General features: G+C 69.1%; 11 protein-coding genes, 1 tRNA gene and 4 pseudogenes. 9 read left to right on the top strand and 7 right to left on the bottom strand.

Going from position 1 to position 17,220, the window contains the following annotated elements; genetic code table 11:
• Window positions 1-17: 17 nt before the first annotated feature.
• The 3 genes from K9S39_RS32970 to K9S39_RS32960 all read right to left on the bottom strand — a co-directional run bounded on the left by K9S39_RS32970 (window position 18) and on the right by K9S39_RS32960 (window position 3,342).
• Window positions 18-1,016, bottom strand: coding sequence for a DUF3068 domain-containing protein (locus K9S39_RS32970; protein WP_248866977.1), 999 nt, complete (start codon window positions 1,014-1,016; stop codon window positions 18-20).
• A gap of 17 nt (window positions 1,017-1,033) precedes the next feature.
• Window positions 1,034-1,168 carry an SPW_0924 family protein gene (locus K9S39_RS32965; RefSeq protein WP_248866976.1) on the bottom strand — a complete coding sequence of 45 codons (135 nt, stop codon included), beginning with the start codon at window positions 1,166-1,168 and terminating at the stop codon, window positions 1,034-1,036.
• 239 nt (window positions 1,169-1,407) lie between these two features.
• Window positions 1,408-3,342, bottom strand: a complete 1,935-nt coding sequence (locus tag K9S39_RS32960) for a lytic transglycosylase (protein WP_248866975.1) — start codon at window positions 3,340-3,342, stop codon at window positions 1,408-1,410.
• Window positions 3,343-3,507: 165 nt separating this feature from the next.
• On the opposite strand from K9S39_RS32960, the gene K9S39_RS32955 reads away from it, so the two are divergent.
• Window positions 3,508-4,539 carry a DUF4184 family protein gene (locus K9S39_RS32955; RefSeq protein ID WP_248866974.1) on the top strand — a complete coding sequence of 344 codons (1,032 nt, stop codon included), beginning with the start codon at window positions 3,508-3,510 and terminating at the stop codon, window positions 4,537-4,539.
• Between the two features lie 65 nt (window positions 4,540-4,604).
• Here K9S39_RS32955 and polA read toward each other — a convergent pair whose 3' ends face one another.
• Window positions 4,605-7,343, bottom strand: a complete 2,739-nt coding sequence (gene polA, locus K9S39_RS32950) for a DNA polymerase I (RefSeq protein ID WP_248866973.1) — start codon at window positions 7,341-7,343, stop codon at window positions 4,605-4,607.
• Window positions 7,344-7,623: 280 nt separating this feature from the next.
• Here polA and K9S39_RS32945 point away from each other — a divergent pair, with 280 nt between their 5' ends.
• The 6 genes and pseudogenes from K9S39_RS32945 to K9S39_RS32925 all read left to right on the top strand — a co-directional run bounded on the left by K9S39_RS32945 (window position 7,624) and on the right by K9S39_RS32925 (window position 12,969).
• Window positions 7,624-9,936 (top strand): FdhF/YdeP family oxidoreductase, encoded by a 2,313-nt coding sequence (locus K9S39_RS32945; protein ID WP_248866972.1) that lies wholly within the window; start codon window positions 7,624-7,626, stop codon window positions 9,934-9,936.
• A gap of 116 nt (window positions 9,937-10,052) precedes the next feature.
• A complete protein-coding gene (locus tag K9S39_RS32940; protein ID WP_248866971.1) occupies window positions 10,053-10,526 on the top strand; it encodes a PaaI family thioesterase in 474 nt (157 codons plus the stop codon).
• 164 nt (window positions 10,527-10,690) lie between these two features.
• Window positions 10,691-11,343, top strand: a pseudogene (locus K9S39_RS32935) (branched-chain amino acid ABC transporter substrate-binding protein); the annotation flags it as partial.
• 22 nt (window positions 11,344-11,365) lie between these two features.
• Window positions 11,366-11,518, top strand: coding sequence for a hypothetical protein (locus K9S39_RS43395; RefSeq protein ID WP_454895998.1), 153 nt, complete (start codon window positions 11,366-11,368; stop codon window positions 11,516-11,518).
• 25 nt (window positions 11,519-11,543) lie between these two features.
• Window positions 11,544-12,256, top strand: a pseudogene (locus K9S39_RS32930) (ABC transporter ATP-binding protein); the annotation flags it as partial.
• A pseudogene (locus K9S39_RS32925) lies at window positions 12,253-12,969 on the top strand (ABC transporter ATP-binding protein). The pseudogenes K9S39_RS32930 and K9S39_RS32925, both read left to right, overlap by 4 nt.
• 113 nt (window positions 12,970-13,082) lie before the next feature.
• Here K9S39_RS32925 and K9S39_RS32920 read toward each other — a convergent pair.
• Window positions 13,083-13,739, bottom strand: coding sequence for an ANTAR domain-containing response regulator (locus K9S39_RS32920; RefSeq protein ID WP_248866970.1), 657 nt, complete (start codon window positions 13,737-13,739; stop codon window positions 13,083-13,085).
• 89 nt (window positions 13,740-13,828) lie between these two features.
• Between K9S39_RS32920 and K9S39_RS32915 the strand changes: the two genes are divergently transcribed.
• Together K9S39_RS32915 and K9S39_RS32910 are read left to right on the top strand one after the other, a co-directional pair.
• Window positions 13,829-13,912 (top strand) — tRNA-Leu (locus tag K9S39_RS32915).
• An 83-nt stretch (window positions 13,913-13,995) separates the two neighbouring features.
• Window positions 13,996-14,784: pseudogene (locus tag K9S39_RS32910) on the top strand (helix-turn-helix domain-containing protein).
• A 52-nt stretch (window positions 14,785-14,836) separates the two neighbouring features.
• Here the strand turns inward: K9S39_RS32910 and pyk are convergent.
• A complete protein-coding gene (pyk, locus tag K9S39_RS32905; RefSeq protein WP_248866969.1) occupies window positions 14,837-16,273 on the bottom strand; it encodes a pyruvate kinase in 1,437 nt (478 codons plus the stop codon).
• Between the two features lie 173 nt (window positions 16,274-16,446).
• Window positions 16,447-17,178, bottom strand: a complete 732-nt coding sequence (locus K9S39_RS32900; protein WP_248866968.1) for an SIMPL domain-containing protein — start codon at window positions 17,176-17,178, stop codon at window positions 16,447-16,449.
• Window positions 17,179-17,220 lie beyond the last annotated feature (42 nt).

Genomic DNA, 17,220 nt, shown 5'->3' with positions numbered 1-17,220 from the left:
GCGAGCGGCTGGGGTGCCTAAGCGGGCGTCGGCTCGGGCGCCGGTTCGCGGGGCCGGGCGTCGCGGCCGGGGCCGGGACGGCGGCTGCGGGCTTCCAGGTGGAGGCTCAACGCGAGCAGCGCGGCGCCGAGGACCAGGAAGCCCCAGGGGAGGTAGGTGGTGAGCAGCAGTACGAGGGTCCGCTGGGATTTCACCAGGGCCACGGTGGAGTCCACGTAGTCGTCGCGCATCCTCACATGGCCGGCGAAGGCGGTGGCCTTCCCGCCGCCCGGCAGCAGATCGCCGCCGCGCAGCTCTTCCTTGTGGATCTCCTGGCCGTTGACCGGCGCTCCGGTGACCGGGTCCACCCAGAACATCCGCTTGGTGGTGTACCAGCGGGTGGTCCCCATCTTCTCGACGGCCTCCGGGGTGATGCCCTTGACCGGCATCTTCTTCGGGAGGGGGACCTTGGTCCAGGGGATGGTCTGCTCGAAGTAGTAGACCTCCAGGCCGCGGAAGACGCGGGTCCCCTTGTAGTGGATGGGGGCGGAGGTGCGGGTCTGGGCGTCGAAGTAGGTGTAGTCGCGCCGCTCGGTGAGGAACGGCCACTTGTACTCGATGCCCTCGCGGCGGACCGGGTCGCCGTCGACCATCTCGCCGGTGGCGTGCACCGGCTCCTGGGAGTGCGCGTCGAAGATATAGCGCTCGGGGATCTCGGAGACCATCTTGCCGTCGGGTCCGGCCACGTAGGTCAGCGTGTCCCAGACGACGACGTCGCGGCCCGCGGTGCGCTCGATGCGGTCGGACTCGGCGACATTGCCCTTGAGGGTCTGCACGATGGTGATCTTGGGTACTCGTTCGGCCTTCATCGTCCCGTAGTCGATGAGGGTGGCGGGCTTGGCCTCCAGGACCATCTCCTGGTACTGGCTCGGCGGGATCTTGGCGAGCCGCGGGAAGGCGTACCAGCGCAGCAACGGCGACAGAGCGGTGAAGAAGACGGCGAAGGCGAGGAGGACGAGGCTGGCTTTACGGCGCATGGCGGTGACGTCCTCCCTCAGGGGTGTTTGGGGACGGTGGTCAGCAGCGGCTTGGGGGAGGTCCGGCCGCTGGGCGCGCCGGTCGCCGTGATGGTGAAGATGAGGGCGAGCGCCGCGGCGAGTCCGACGGCGGCTGCGGTCAGGGCGCGCATGGTCGGCCTCCCGGTGGTCGGCGAGCGGCGAGCGGTCGTCGGAGATCGGTGAGCGGCGAGCGGTGACTGGTGATCGCCGGTTTCGGCGAACCGTGGTCGCTGGGCGCTGAACTGATAGGGCGTCAGGGGGCTGGGCTGGGGCACCGTAGCAAGGGGCGGCTCAGATGAGAACACGTCGCACCGCCGTCCTGCCCTGGGAGGCCGGACGGCGGTGCGACGAGAACTACGGCGGTGGGGAGTTACCCGTCGGCCGGCGGCGCGACGTTCAGTTCGACGGTGAGTACGGCGCCGTCGGCGGTGGTCAGGCGCAGCAGGAACGTCCCGGTGTGCGTATCGGTGTGGATCTTCGGGAGCGTGAGCAGACCGTTGTCGTCGGTCGTGAGGGTGGTGAGGGCGCGGAGCGGCTCGTGCCGGTCGGCGCCAGTGGCCTCGGGGTCCTTGACGTAGGGGCCCTTGTCGTTCTCCACGGGCTGCTCCTGGTCGTCGGCGACCATGGTCGCGGTGACGGCCACGCCCGCGGCGGCCTTGCCCCGATACGTCGCCTTGATGTCCACCGCGTCGTCCGGGAAGGCCCCGCCGGCGGTCGCCGTCAGCTCCTCGTCGGAGGTACGGGTGAGCGTGTCGGCCTTCGGTGCGGGCCCGGCCTGGACGGTCATGCCGAAGGCGACGGCGGGCAGGGGGCGGCCTTCGGCCTGCGCCCGGACGGTGAAGGACCCGGGCCGGTCGCCCGCGCGCATCGTGGGCGCGGTGGCCAGGCCGTCCTCGCCGCTGGTGACGGTGACGGCGGTCGCGTCGCCGGGGAAGCGGGCGTCCGTGGTGCCGGTGAGGAGGAAGCGGACGGGGATGCCCGCTACCGGCTTGCCCGCCGCGTCCACGGCGCGGACCTGCGGCGATGTCGCGAACTCGGCTCCTGCGGTGGCGGTCAGGTCCTTGTCGCCGACCCGTTCGAGGACGGTGAGGGGTGCGGGGTTGGTGGGCGTGGTGGGGCTGGTGGGTGGCTTCGGGGTGGGGGTGGGAGCCGGGGTGGGTGTTGTGGGCGGTGTGGGCAGTGTGGGCGTCGGCTGTGGCGTGGTACCGGCGTCGGGCTCGCCGGGCTTGGCCGCCGTCCCGGGCGCACCGGGCTTGGACGGCCTGCCGGGTGCGGCAGACTTGCCGGCGTTCCCGGGCACGTTGCCCTTCCCCGGTGTGCCGCCCTTCCCTGGCTTGCCACCCTCCCCCGGCTTGCGCGGCTTGTCGGCAGCCTGAGCGTGGTGTGCCCCCGGGCCGTCACCCTTCCCGTCACCGTGGCCGCTGCGACCGCCCTCGCTCCCCGAGCCGGCCCGGCGTACCGGGAGCACGCCCTTGCCGTCCGGTACCTCGTACGTGCCCTCGCGGTAGAACGCGTACCAGGACAGCACCGTCCGCAGATAGTCCGTGGAGTTGTTGTAGCCGAGGATCGCCCGGTTCAGGTCGCGCTGCGCCGTCAGATCGCGGCCGCCGCTGCAGAGATAGCGGCCGGCGCCGAGTGCCGCGTCGAAGATGTTGTTGGGGTCCTTCTCGCCGTCGCCGTTGCCGTCGGCGCCCCAACCACCCCCGTCGGGGCCGCCGTTGGACCAAGTGGACGGGATGAACTGCATCGGGCCCACGGCGCGGTCATGGGTGCGGTCGCCGTCATAGCGGCCGCCGTCGGTGTCGGCGATACGCGCGAAGCCGTGGCCGTTGAGCTGCGGGCCGAGGATCGGCCGGAAAGTGGTACCCCCGGAATCGACCGCTCCGCCGTGTGCCTGCCCGGACTCCACCTTGCCGATCGAGGCGAGCAGCTGCCAGGACAGGCGGCAGCCCGGAGCGGCCCCGGCAAGGCGGGACGCGGCCTTCTTGTACGCGGCCAGGACCGTGGCGGGGATGCCCGCCTCGGCGGGGCCGGTGCCGCTGCTGTCGCTGTCGTCCCTGTTGTCACTGCCGTCGCCGTCCGGGTGGTCCGGACTGCGGGGCGGAACGGGGCTGTTGAGGGGCGGCAGGTCGGTGTAGTAGGTCGATCCGCCGTCGATGGACGTGTCGGCGGGCGGCGGGGCCGGGTCCCGCTCCCGTCCGGTGGCGCCCGGCGCCTGGGAGGCGGTCAGTGCGGCCCACGCCAGCGCCACCACGACCGTTGAGGCCGCTCCCCTCAGGAACCGTCGTCGGAATGTGGCTGCCATAGGTGCCGTCCCCTCCCGCGGTGCCCCCACCGCATACCGATGCGGTGGCGCGCGCCCCCGGCGCTCGCCCGCACTCCAACTCAGGTGACACTACGACAACTCGGGCCGAGCAGCTACCGCTCTCATGGGCCGACATAATGATCCGGATCAATCAAGGAGAGGCGTATGCCGTTCACGCTCAGCCATGCCGCTGCCGTGCTTCCGGCCATCCGCCGGACGGGCGTGGCGCGCGGTCCGCTGGTCGCCTCGGCGCTTGTCGCCGGGTCGTTCGCGCCGGACATGACGTATTTCGCGGCCACGCTGGTGCCGGGCGCCATGCGGTTCGGCGACGTGACGCATGGTCTGCCCGGCGTGCTGACCATGGATGTGCTGGTCACGGTGGTACTCGTCGGCGGCTGGCTGCTGCTGCGCGAACCGCTGCTGGCCCTGCCGCCCAGGGCATGGCAGGGGCGGGCGTACGGGTTTGTCCTGGGCCGCCCCTGGAATCCGCGCGGCCCCCGTCAACTCGCCACACTGGCAGGGTGGTTCTACGTCTCGGCGGCGCTCGGTTCCGCGACGCATGTGGTGTGGGACGCGTTCACCCACCCGGGCCGCTGGGGGACCCGGCTGGTTCCCGGCCTGGACGATGTGGTGGGCGGTCTGCCGGTTTACACGTACGTGCAGTACGGCACCTCGGCGGTTGCGCTGGCGGGGATCGGCTGGTTCCTGTGGACGGGGCTGCGAGACGCGGGCGCGCGGGGTGCCGTGGGCTCGGCACGAGATGCCATGGGCCCGGCACCTGGCGCCGTGGAGACCGCGCGGGGTGCCGTGGATACCGAGGCCATCCCCGCGCTGACCGTCCGGATGCGGCTGCTGCTGACCGCGCCGGTTGCGTTGTGCGTTCTCCTCGGCGCCGTGCACCGGACACTACGGGCATACGCCGTCTACGGCGGCATGGCGTCGTGGTTCGACTATGTGCCGACGGTGCTCTTCGGTGCGGGCGCGGGCCTCACCATCGCACTGCCCTGCTACGCGGTGGCCGTACGGCTGCTGCACCGCAGGGCGCGTCGGCCCCGGGCGGCCGGCAGTGGCGAACCGGGGCAGCCGGCGATACTTGCGCCGGAGCGGCCCCGCGCCGTGTCCCGGTCGGGCGCCAAGTCCCCGTCCGGTACCGCGGCAGGGGAGGGGGCGGGCCCCGGGACGGCCACCGCTGAGTGACCGTCTCCCAGGCGCCGCCACACGTCGGCCGGTGTGCGGCCCGCCCCGGCCCCGCCCCCGGTGCGTCAGTGCGCCGCCGACTCCCAGTCCTTGCCGGAGCCGACCGAGACATCCAGTGGGGCGCTCAGCTCGACCGCCCCCGCCATCTCGCGGCGGACCAGCTCCTCGACCTTCTCGCGTTCGCCGGGGGCCACCTCGACCACGATTTCGTCATGGACCTGGAGCAGCAGCCGGGAGTCCAGCTTCGCCTTGCGCAGTGCCACGTCGACCTTCAGCATCGCGATCTTGACGATGTCGGCGGCGGTTCCCTGGATCGGGGCGTTGAGCGCCATCCGCTCGGCCATCTCGCGGCGCTGACGGTTGTCGCTGTTGAGATCGGGCAGATAGCGGCGGCGGCCGAGGACCGTCTGCGTATAGCCGGTGGCGCGGGCCTCATCGACGACGCGCCGGAGGTAGTCGCGCACCCCGCCGAACCGCTCGAAGTAGTTGTCCATCAGCTTGCGGGCCTCATCGGGCTGGATGCCCAGCTGCTGGGACAGGCCGAACGCCGACAGACCGTACGCCAGGCCGTAGGACATCGCCTTGATCTTGCGGCGCATCTCCGCGTCCACCTGTTGCTTGGGGACGGAGAAGACCTGGGAAGCGACCGTGGTGTGCAGATCCTCGCCGGAGGTGAATGCCTCGATCAGGCCCTCGTCCTCCGAGAGGTGCGCCATCACCCGCAGCTCGATCTGGCTGTAGTCGGCCGTCAGCAGCGATTCGTAGCCCTCGCCGACGACGAAACCGCGGCGGATCGCCCGGCCCTCGTCCGTGCGCACCGGGATGTTCTGCAGGTTGGGATCCGTGGAGGACAGCCGGCCGGTGGCGGCCACCGTCTGGTTGAAGGTGGTGTGGATGCGGCCGTCCGCGCCGATGGTCTTGATCAGCCCCTCCACCGTGGTGCGCAGTTTGGCCTGCTCACGGTGGCGGAGCATGATCACCGGCAGTTCGTTGTCGGTCTGCGCGGCGAGCCAGGCCAGGGCGTCGGCGTCGGTGGTGTAACCGGTCTTGGTCTTCTTGGTCTTGGGCAGGCCCAGTTCGCCGAAGAGGACTTCCTGCAGCTGCTTGGGCGAGCCGAGGTTGAATTCATGGCCCGCGGCGGCATGCGCTTCCTTGACGGCCTGCTGCACCGCGCCCGCGAACTGCTGCTCCATCCGCTCCAGCCAGCCGCGGTCGGCGGCGATGCCCGCCCGCTCCATCCGGGCCAGCAGCGCGCTGGTCGGCAGCTCCACCTCGCGCAGCAGCTCGGCGGCGCCGACCTCGGCGAGCTTGGTCTCGAACGCGACGCCCAGGTCCAGGACCGTACGCGCCTGCCCCATCAGGGCGTCCGCCTCGGCCTCCTCGTCGGCGCCGAAGGCCAGCTGCCCGTCGCCGGCCGCCGCCGGGGCCAGATCGCGGCCCAGGTATTCGATGGAGAGGGCGTCCAGCGCGAAGGAGCGGCGGCCGGGCTTGACCAGATAGGCGGCGAGCGCGGTGTCCATGGAGACGCCGTCGATCCGCCAGCCGTGTTCGCCGAAGACCCGCATCAGGCCCTTGGCGTTGTGCATCACCTTGGTCCGGGTGGCGTCCGCGCTCCAGGCCGCGAAGGCCCGTTCGTCGGCCTCGTCCAGCTGGGACGGGTCGAACCAGGCGGCCGGGCCGTCCGGGGCGGCCAGCGCCACCTCGGCGACGCTGCCGCTGCCCAGCGTCCAGACGTCGACGGTGGCGACGCCGAGGGGGCCCGATCCGTGCTCGGCCAGCCAGGGGGCGAGCTCGCCGGTGCCGAGAACCGTGCCGTCGACCTCGACGCCGGCGGCCGGCGCCGCCTCCTCGGCGGCCTCCTCCGCACCGGGGTCGACGGCGTGCAGCCGGTCCCGCAGGCCCTGGTTGCGGATCTCCAGGGCGTTGAGGAACACCTTCAGCGCCTCACGGTCGTACGCCTGGCGGGTGAGCGCCTCCGGGCCGCAGGGCAGCTCGACATCGCGCACCATCTCCGTCAGCCGGCGGTTGAGCTTCACCGCCTCCAAGTGCTCCCGGAGGTTCTGGCCCGCCTTGCCCTTGACCTCGTCGGCGCGCTCCACCAGCTGCGCGAACGAACCGAACTGGTTGATCCACTTCGTGGCGGTCTTCTCGCCGACGCCGGGGATGCCGGGGAGGTTGTCGGACGGGTCGCCGCGCAGCGCCGCGAAGTCCGGGTACTGGTCAGGGGTCAGGCCGTACTTCTCGGTGACCTTCTCGGGGGTGAAGCGGGTCAGCTCCGAGACTCCCTTGGTGGGGTAGAGGACGGTGACGTCCCCGGAGACCAGCTGGAAGGCGTCGCGGTCGCCGGTGACGATCGAGACCTCGAAGCCCTGGGCGGTGGCCTGCTCCGTGAGCGTCGCGATGACGTCGTCGGCCTCGTAGCCGTCCACCGCGAACCGCTTGACCCGCATCGCGTCGAGCAGCTCACCGATCAGCTCGACCTGGCCCTTGAACTCGTCGGGGGTCTTGGAGCGGTTCGCCTTGTAGTCCGCGAACTCCGCGGACCGCCAGGTCTTGCGCGAGACGTCGAACGCCACCGCGAAATGCGTGGGCGCCTCGTCGCGCAGGGTGTTCGCGAGCATCGACGCGAAGCCGTAGATCGCGTTGGTCGGTTGTCCCGTGGCGGTGGTGAAATTCTCCACGGGCAGGGCGAAGAACGCCCGGTACGCCATGGAATGCCCGTCCATCAGGAGCAGGTGGGGGCGGCCGCCCGCCGCTGCCGCGCTGCCGGTCGTTTCGCTCTTCTTCGCTGCCTTTGCTGCCACGTCCTCGATCCTGCCACGCCCCACTGACAATCCCCGCCGCGGTCGCCGCCCGTACCCCCGCCGTCACCGTCCGCGCACCCCCGGCGGCCGTCACGGGCGGCCGTCCGACGCCGTCCCCGCCGCGTGCGCGTGCCGCACGTGACAGGATCGGATGTGTACGGCAACGATCCGTACGGCAAACGCTCCGCCCCCGTGGAGCGCAGCACAGTGACGCCCGCGAGGACGGCACGGCCGGGCCCGGCGGGGACGGCACAGGACACGGCTCGAAGGAGAGCGCGCTATGGCAGGCAAGCCGCCCGCGTCGGACCCCGTCCAGGACGCACCCGAGGTCAGCGCACCTCAGCACTCCGCCGTCGGCCTGCCGGCCATCACCCACGCCCTGCGCGTCTCCCAGCAGCAGATGGGTGTGCGCCGCAGCGCCCTCACCCTCCTCCGGGTCAACCAGAAGGACGGTTTCGACTGCCCAGGATGCGCCTGGCCCGAGGCCGACAAGCGGCACACCGCCGAATTCTGCGAGAACGGCGCCAAGGCCGTCGCCGAAGAGGCCACCCTGCGCCGCGTCACCCCGGAGTTCTTCGCCGCCCACTCCGTCGCCGACCTGGCCGGACGCAGCGGCTACTGGCTCGGCCAGCAGGGCCGCCTCACCCACCCCATGTACCTGGCCGAGGGCGCCGACCACTACGTCCCCGTCTCCTGGGAGCGGGCCTTCGACATCATCGGCGAGGAGCTCACCGCGCTCAGCTCCCCCGACGAAGCCGTCTTCTACACCTCCGGCCGCACCAGCAACGAAGCCGCCTTCCTGTACCAGCTCTTCGCCCGGGAATTCGGCACGAACAACCTTCCCGACTGCTCCAACATGTGCCATGAGTCGTCGGGCTCCGCGCTCACCGAGACCATCGGCGTCGGCAAGGGCAGCGTCCTCCTGGAGGACCTCTACAAGGCCGACCTCATCATCATCGCCGGCCAGAACCCGGGCACCAATCACCCCCGGATGCTCACCGCCCTGGAGAAAGCGAAGGCCGGCGGCACAAAGATCATCTCGATCAATCCGCTGCCCGAAGCCGGCCTGGAACGCTTCAAGAACCCACAGACCCCGCGCGGACTCGCCGGCGGCGGCACCCGCCTGACCGACCTCTTCCTCCAGGTACGCCTCGGCGGCGACCAGGCCCTCTTCCGCGCTTTCAACCACCTCCTCCTCGAAGCGTCGTCGAGCGCCTCCGGCACGGGCCCGGACGCCGTCATCGATGAAGAATTCATCCGTGAACACACCCACGGCTACGAGGAGTTCGCACGGGCCGCGCGCGCCGACGACGACTGGGACACCACGCTGCGCGCCACCGGACTGACCCGCGCGGAGATCGACAGCGCGCTGCGCATGATCCTCGCCTCCCGCCGCACGATCGTGTGCTGGGCGATGGGCCTGACCCAGCACAAACACGCCGTCCCCACCATCAAGGAAATCGTCAACTTCCTGCTGCTGCGCGGCAACATCGGCCGCCCCGGAGCCGGCGTCTGCCCCGTACGCGGCCACAGCAACGTCCAGGGCGACCGCACCATGGGCATCTTCGAACGGCCCACCCCCGACTTCCTCGACGCCCTGGAAAAGGAATTCGGCTTCGCCCCGCCCCGCGAACACGGCCTCGATGTCGTCCGCGCCATCCGCGCGCTCCGCGACGGACAGGCCAAGGTCTTCCTCGCGATGGGCGGGAACTTCGTCTCCGCCACCCCCGACACCGCCGTCACCGAGGCCGCCGTACGCCGCGCCCGCCTCACCGTCCACGTCTCCACCAAACTCAACCGCTCACACGTGGTCACCGGCGCCCGCGCCCTGATCCTGCCGACCCTCGGCCGTACGGAGCGCGACCTCCAGGACAGCGGCGAACAGTTCGTCACCGTCGAGGACTCCATGGGCATGGTGCACGCCTCCCGCGGCCGCCTCGCGCCGGCCGGCCCCGACCTGCTGTCCGAGACCGCGATCGTCGCCCGCCTGGCCCGCCGCGTCCTCGGCGACCGCAGCCGCACACCCTGGAACGCGTTCGAGAAGGACTACGCGACACTCCGCGACCGCATCGCGCGCGTCGTCCCCGGCTTCGAGGACTTCAACGCCAAAGTCGCCCGCCCCGGAGGCTTCACCCTTCCCCATGCCCCCAGGGACAGCCGCCACTTCCCCACCGCCACCGGAAAAGCCAACTTCACCGCCGCCCCGGTGCACCACCCCGAAACCCCCGAAGGCCGCCTGCTGCTGCAGACCCTGCGCTCCCACGACCAGTACAACACCACCATCTACGGCCTGGACGACCGCTACCGCGGCATCAAGAACGGCCGCCGCGTGGTCCTCGTCCATCCCGACGACGCCCGCGCGCTGGGCTTCGCCGACGGCGCCTACGCCGACCTGGTCAGCGAATGGACCGACGGCAGCGAACGGCGCGCCCCCGGCTTCCGCGTCGTCCACTACCCCACGGCCCCCGGCTGCGCGGCCGCCTACTACCCCGAGACCAATGTCCTCATCCCGCTCGACCACACCGCCGACACCAGCAACACCCCGGTCGCGAAGTGCCTGGTCATCCGCCTGGAGAGCCCACGCGGGAGCTGACCGGCCGCAGGCCACCGGGCGGCGACGGCGACCCCACGCCGAGCGCGTGCTCAGTGGCCTGATAGGAACAGCACAGATCGACGACGATCAGGCGCGAGCGAACGGAGACGCAGTCCATGGGTGAGCAGAGCACGACCAAGTTTCCGCAGGAGGTCCTCGACCAGTGGGCCGGCCTCGGCCTCGACCTGACCGCGCTGTTCTCCGCCGGACTCCTCGGCGAGCGGCTGAGCCTGCGGGTCCTCGAAGCCGCACCCGAACGCGTCGTCGGCACCATGCCCGTCGAAGGCAACACCCAGCCCTACGGCCTCCTGCACGGCGGCGCCTCCGCCGTCCTGGCCGAAACTCTCGGTTCCATCGGCGCGATGCTGCACGGCGGCCCCACCAAACTCGCCGTCGGCGTCGACCTCAACTGCACCCACCACCGCGGCACCCGCTCCGGCCTCATCACCGGCGTCGCCACCCCCGTCCACCGGGGCCGCTCCACCGCCACCTACGAAATCGCGGTCACCGACGAACACCACAAGCGGCTCTGCACCGCCCGCCTGACCTGCATGCTTCGCGACGTGGACGCCGACACCTACCGCGTCTGACCCCCGCGCGACTCGCCCGCCAAGGGCCCCCACCACCACGGCCCCGCCCCCGGACACCGGGAGCGGGGCCGCACCCATTTCCGTAACGCTGCGTAACACACACGCAAGGCAGCATCGCCCCCAGCCCCCACAAGAAGCGCGGTCCCCCACCCCCCACGCATCCGATAGCCGGACCGGTCACCTCAGGCGCACTCACGCGCTCCGCGTGCGGCTCCCGCGCCGACGACAAGAGCGGCGACGGCTCCGGCACCACCGTCGTCATCGGCCTCGACGCCCCACCACCGGCGAACTCTCCGCCCTCGGCCTGGGCATCCGCAGTTCCGCCCAACTCGCCGTCGACAACGCCAACAAAACCGGCGAAGTCAAAGGCATCACCTGCACACTCGACGCCCTCGACGACAGGGCCCTGCCCAACGTCGGCCAGCAGAACGCCACCAAACTCGCCGGCGACAAGGACGTCCTCGGCATCGTCGGCCCTCTCAACTCCGGCGTCGCCCAGTCCATGCAGCAGATCTCCAAACAGAACGACCTCACCCTGATATCCCCGGCGAACACCACACCCGACCTCACCCAGGGCCCGGACTGGAAAGAGAACAAACGCGTCCGCCTCTTCCCCACATACTTCCGCACCGCCACCACCGACGAAGTACAAGGCGCCTTCGACGGCCAGTACGCCTGGGAGAAGCTGAAGCTCAAAACCGCCTACATCATCGACGACCAGAACACCTACGGCGTCGGCCTGGCCACCTCCTTCAAGGACCAGTTCACCAAACTCGGCGGCAAGATCGCCGGCACCGAACACATCAGCCCCGACGACGCCCGCAAAAGGTCACCGAACCATGAACACGGTCACCTTCGACGGCGTCACCGACCCCGTCGCCTTCGACCAGTACGGCGACACCACCAACACCGTGATCACCGCCTACCAGGTCGACAAGGGCAAGTGGGCCTCCCGATTCAGCGCCGAATTCAAGAAGTTCGGCAAGAGCTGACCCACCGACAAGACCAAGCCGACACACCGGGCTCTACACCCCCACCGAAGGCACCCTCACTTACCAACGCACCCACCTCTCCCACAAACCCCACCTCGTCACCCAAGCCGGCATCGCCCGCACCTTCCAGAACATCCGCCTCCTCGCCAACATGACCGTCCTCGAAAACACCCTCGTCGGCCGCCACACCCGCACAAAAGAAGGACTCTGTTCAGCCCTCCTCCGAGGCCCCGGCTTCAAAAGAGCCGAACGCACCTCAGAACAACGCGCCATGGAACTCCTCGAATTCACCGGCCTGACCACAAACGCGACCACCTCGCCCGCAACCTCCCCTACGGCGAACAACGCAAGCTCGACATCGCCCGCGCACTCGCCAGCGAACCCGGACTCCTCCTGCTCGACGAACCCACCGCCGGCATGAACCCCCAAGAAACCCGCACCACCCAAGACCTCGTCCTCGCCATACGCGGAAAAGGCACCGCCGTCCTCGTCATCGAGCACGACATGCGCTTCATCTTCAACCTCTGCGACCGCGTCGCCGTCCTCGTCCGAGGCCAAAAACTCACCGAAGGCACACCCGACGCCGTCCAGGCCGACGAACGCGTCATCGCCGCCTACCTCGGCACACCCGTCGGCAACGGGAGCAGAAGCGGGAGCGGAAACGGTAACGGGAACGGCACAGCCGAAACAGCTGAGGCGACCGAGGAAACCGAGCAAGAGACCGGAGACACCCCATGACCGCACTACTCGAAGTCAAGGACCTCCGCGTCGCCTACGGCAAAATCGAAGCCGTCAAAGGCATATCCTTCACCGTTCAAACCGGCCAAGTCGTCACCCTCATCGGCACCAACGGCGCAGGAAAAACCACCACCCCGCGCACCCTCTCCGGCCTCCTCAAACCCCTCGCCGGCACCATCACCTTCGACGGCAAACCACTCACCGGCAGCCCCGCCCACAAAATCGTCGAACGCGGCCTCGCCCACTCCCCCGAAGGCCGCCGCCTCTTCCCCCGCCTCACCATCGCCGAAAACCTCCAGCTAGGAGCCTTCCTCCGCAAAGACACCACCGGAACCGACGCCGACATCCAATAAATCTACGAACACTTCCCCATCCTCGGCGAACGCAGCAAACAAGCCTCTGGAACCCTTTCCGGCGGCGAACAACAAATGCTCGCCATGGGCCGCGCACTCATGTCCCGACCCAAACTCGTCATGCTCGACGAACCCTCCATGGGCCTCTCCTCGATCATGATGCAGAAAATCATGGAAACCATTCAGGAACTCCGCGCCCAAGGCACCACCATCCTCCTCGTCGAACAAAACGCCCAAGCCGCCCTCTCCCTCGCCGACCAAGCCCACGTCAGGGAAATCGGCACAATCGCCCTCTCCGGCAGCGGCGAAACACTCCTCCACGACGAATCCGTCCGCAGGGCATACCTCGGCGAGGACTAGCCCCCGACCACAACCCGCACCACGCAATACCTGCACCACACAAACGACCCCGCACCGATCACCGGTACGGGGTCGCTCGCGAGCGCACGGGCCCAACTGGCCCCTACTGATCCTTACTGGTCCTTCTTCTGCTGCTTCTTCTCCTCGGCGTCCCCAATAACCGCCTCGGCAACCTGCTGCATCGACAGCCGACGATCCATCGACGTCTTCTGGATCCACCGGAACGCCGCCGGCTCCGTCAACCCGTACTGCGTCTGCAGAATGCTCTTCGCCCGATCCACCAGCTTCCGCGTCTCCAACCGCTGCGTGAGGTCCGCGACCTCCTTCTCCAGCGTCTTCAGCTCCGTGAACCGGCTCACCGCCATCTCGATCGCCGGCACCACATCACTCTTCGAGAACGGCTTCACGAGATACGCCATCGCACCGGCGTCCCGGGCCCGCTCCACCAGCTCACGCTGCGAGAACGCGGTCAGCATCAACACCGGCGCGATGCTCTCCTCGGCGATCTTCTCCGCCGCCGAGATACCGTCCAGCACCGGCATCTTCACATCCAGGATCACCAGATCGGGGCGGTGCTCCCGGGCCAGCTCGAGGGCTGTCTGACCGTCCCCGGCCTCACCGACGACGGTGTAGCCCTCCTCCTCCAGCATCTCCTTGAGATCGAGACGGATGAGAGCCTCGTCCTCGGCGATCACGACGCGCGTGGTCAACGGCGGGACGTGCGACTGATCGTCTTCGGTGGCGGGCTGCTCGGGCTCGGCGGCGCTCACGGGACTCCTCGTTCCAGGCAGGTGGTGCCATTGCAGCCTACCTAGAGGCGACCACCGTTACGCACACGGTAGGGTGTCTTGAGCAGCGAGCCGGGTTGGCGGAACAGGCAGACGCTGATGCCTCAAAAGCATCTGTCCGAAAGGGCGTGCGGGTTCGAATCCCGCACCCGGCACTTCTGAACAAGCGGAATTTCACGTTCTCGTGAATTACAGGCGTTTCGCTCCGCGGAATCGAGTCGTCACGCACAGTGATGCCATGATCTTTCATGGCACAGGCGTGCGACAGAAGGCGATCGCTCGGCTCCGAGCCGGGGCCAAGAACGCGGATGTCGCCCGAGAAATGGGTGTCCCGCTCGGCACCATCGGCTATTGGCGACACATGGACCGCGCCAAGCGCGGAGAGTGACCGGGCCCCCACAGCCCGAAATGCCCGCGCTGCGACGGGCGCGAGCTCGACGCAGCCGCGTAATCCTACCTCTTGGCGCTCTACCTCGGCGACGGCCACATCATCCAGTACTCCGGCCACCGCGCACCGAGCCTGATGATCGCGTGCGGCGACACCTGGCCCGGCTTGATGGACGACTGCGAAGCAGCAATGCGTGCGGTGTTCCCCGACAACTCCGTGTGCCGGGTCCGCAGGACCGGCTGCCACAACGTGAAGGTCTACTCCAAGCACTTATGGTGCATGTTCCCGCAGCACGGCGAAGGAAGGAAGCACGAGCGGTCGATCGTGCTCGAACCGTGGCAGCAGCAGATCGTGGACGAGTACCCCTGGGAGTTCGTCCGGGGCCTGATCCACTCGGACGGCTGTCGGATCACCAACTGGACGACGCGGAAGGTCGGCGGGGAGCGTAAGCGCTACGAGTACCCGCGGTACTTCTTCACCAACAAGTCCGACGACATCCGCGACCTCTTCTCGGAGACGCTGAGCAACGTCGGCGTCGAGTGGAAAGTCACCCGGCGCGGCAAGGAGCCCTACAACATCTCCGTCGCCCGCAAAGCCTCCGTGGCCCTCATGGACCGACACATCGGGCCGAAGTACTGACAGGGACGGCAGTCAGGACCTCGGCCCAGCTTCAACAGGCTTACGGGCGTGGCTACTTCGTGGTGTCCGACTCGCCGATGTGGTGGACGCGGACGAGGTTGGTGGAGCCGGGGACTCCGGGTGGGGAGCCGGCGGTGATGATGACGATGTCGCCGCGTTCGCAGCGGCCGATCTTCAACAGCTGTTCGTCGACCTGGGCGACCATTTCGTCGGTGGAGTTGACGGTGGGGCCGAGGAAGGTCTCGACGCCCCAGCTGACGTTGAGCTGGGAGCGGGTGGCGGGGTCGGGGGTGAAGGCCAGGAGCGGGATCGGTGAGCGGTAGCGGGAGAGGCGGCGGACGGTGTCGCCGGACTGGGTGAAGGCGACGAGGAATTTCGCGCCGAGGAAGTCGCCCATTTCGGCGGCGGCGCGGGCGACGGCGCCGCCCTGGGTGCGGGGTTTGCTGGTGACGGTGAGCGGCGGGAGGCCCTTGGCGAGGATGTCCTCTTCGGCGGCTTCGACGATGCGGCTCATCGTCTTGACCGTTTCGGTGGGGTATTTGCCGATGCTGGTTTCGCCGGAGAGCATCACCGCGTCGGTGCCGTCGATGACGGCGTTGGCGACGTCGGAGGCTTCGGCGCGGGTGGGTCGGGAGTTGTCGATCATCGAGTCGAGCATCTGGGTGGCGACGATGACCGGTTTGGCGTTGCGTTTGGCGAGTTTGATGGCGCGCTTCTGGACGATCGGGACGGTTTCGAGGGGCATTTCGACGCCGAGGTCGCCGCGGGCGACCATGATGCCGTCGAAGGCGGCGACGATGTCGTCGATGTTGTCGACGGCCTGGGGTTTCTCGACTTTGGCGACGACGGGGAGGAAGCGGTTTTCCTCGCGCATGATGCGGTGGACGTCTCCGATGTCGCGGCCGGTGCGGACGAAGGAGAGGGCGATGATGTCGGCGCCGGTGCGCAGGGCCCAGCGGAGGTCGTCCTGGTCCTTTTCGGAGAGTGCGGGGACGGAGACGGCGACGCCGGGGAGGTTGAGGCCCTTGTGGTCGGAGATCATTCCGCCTTCGATGACCTTGGTGCGGACCTCGGGGCCGGTGACGTCGGTGACTTCGAGGGTGACTTTGCCGTCGTCGACGAGGATGCGTTCGCCGGGGGTGACGTCGGTGGCGAGGCCGTCGTAGGTGGTGCCGCAGAGTTGGCGGTCGCCGTGGATGTCGGGTTCGACGGTGATGGTGAACTCGTCGTCGCGTTCGAGAAGTACGGGGCCTTCGCGGAATCGGCCGAGGCGGATCTTCGGGCCTTGAAGGTCGGCGAGGATGCCGACGCTGCGGTGGCTTTCTTCGGAGGCTTTGCGGACGTGGTGGTAGCGCGCTTCGTGGTCGGCGTAGGTGCCGTGGCTGAGGTTGAAGCGTGCGATGTCCATTCCGGCGTCGACGAGTGCTTTGATCTGCTCGTACGTGTCGGTTGCAGGTCCCAGTGTGCAGACGATTTTTGCTCGGCGCATGTTTCGACCCTATGACCTACCGGTTGGTAGGGAACTGTGGAGAGGCGACTGCTCAACGTCCGTTTGATGAAAGGCTGTTGACAAGTCTTGGAATGGGCGCGGGGGTGCTCTGATGAGCGGAAATTCGCCTCGGTGGGGTGGGTCCGGCCGGGTCTTGTGCGTCGCGTGTCGTCTCAGAGTGTGGGACGGGTCATGGTGAAGCGTGCGTTGACGTGGGCGTGGACGGTCTGGCGTTGGGGTTCGAGGTCGAGGGCGGGGGTGGCTCCTGCGGGGGCGGGGGCGCCGCCGTAGCCGGCGAAGGAGCGCGTGGCGCCGGGTGGGGCGGGCATGGGGGTGTTTTCGGCGCCGAGGTCGGCGATTTCCACGAGGGCGTCGAGGCGGGCGCCGAGGGCTTCGGCGTATTCGCGGGCGCGTTGGACGGCTTCGTGGACGGCTTGGGTGCGGGCGTCGCGGTGGGCGGGCGAGTGGGGGCGGAGAGCCCACCAGGGGCCGTCGACGCGGGTGAGTTCGAGGTCGGCGAGGCGGGTGGTGAGTTCGCCGAGGGTGGTGAAGTCGTTGAGGGTGGCGGTGTGGGTGACGCGGCCGTGGTAGGCGCGGATGCGTTCGGTACGGCCTTTTTCGGTGAGTTGGGGGGTGAGGCTGAAGGTGCCGGTTTCGAGTTTTTCGAGGGTGTCGCCGTAGCTCTTGATGAGGGTGAGGGCTTGTTCGTTGCGGCGGGTGAGGTCGGCGAGGGCGGTGGTGCGGTCGGTGCCGCGGGCGGTGACGGTGATGGCGATGCGGGCTATTTCGGGGTCGACTTCGAGGCGGGCTTCGCCGCGTACGGCGAGGCGGGGGGTGTCGGGGGTGCCGTAGGGCAGGGGGGTGTGGGGGTGGGTTTCTGCGGGGGTTTGGGTGGGGTCGGTCATGGTGGGGGCTCCTGGGTTGTGTGGGTGGGGGCCGGGGGGTGT

It is taken from the genome of Streptomyces halobius (genome assembly GCF_023277745.1).
Lineage (GTDB): Bacteria > Actinomycetota > Actinomycetes > Streptomycetales > Streptomycetaceae > Streptomyces > Streptomyces halobius.
The sequence above is the reverse complement of the archived record's forward strand: the minus strand, read 5'-3'. Positions and strand labels throughout refer to the sequence as shown.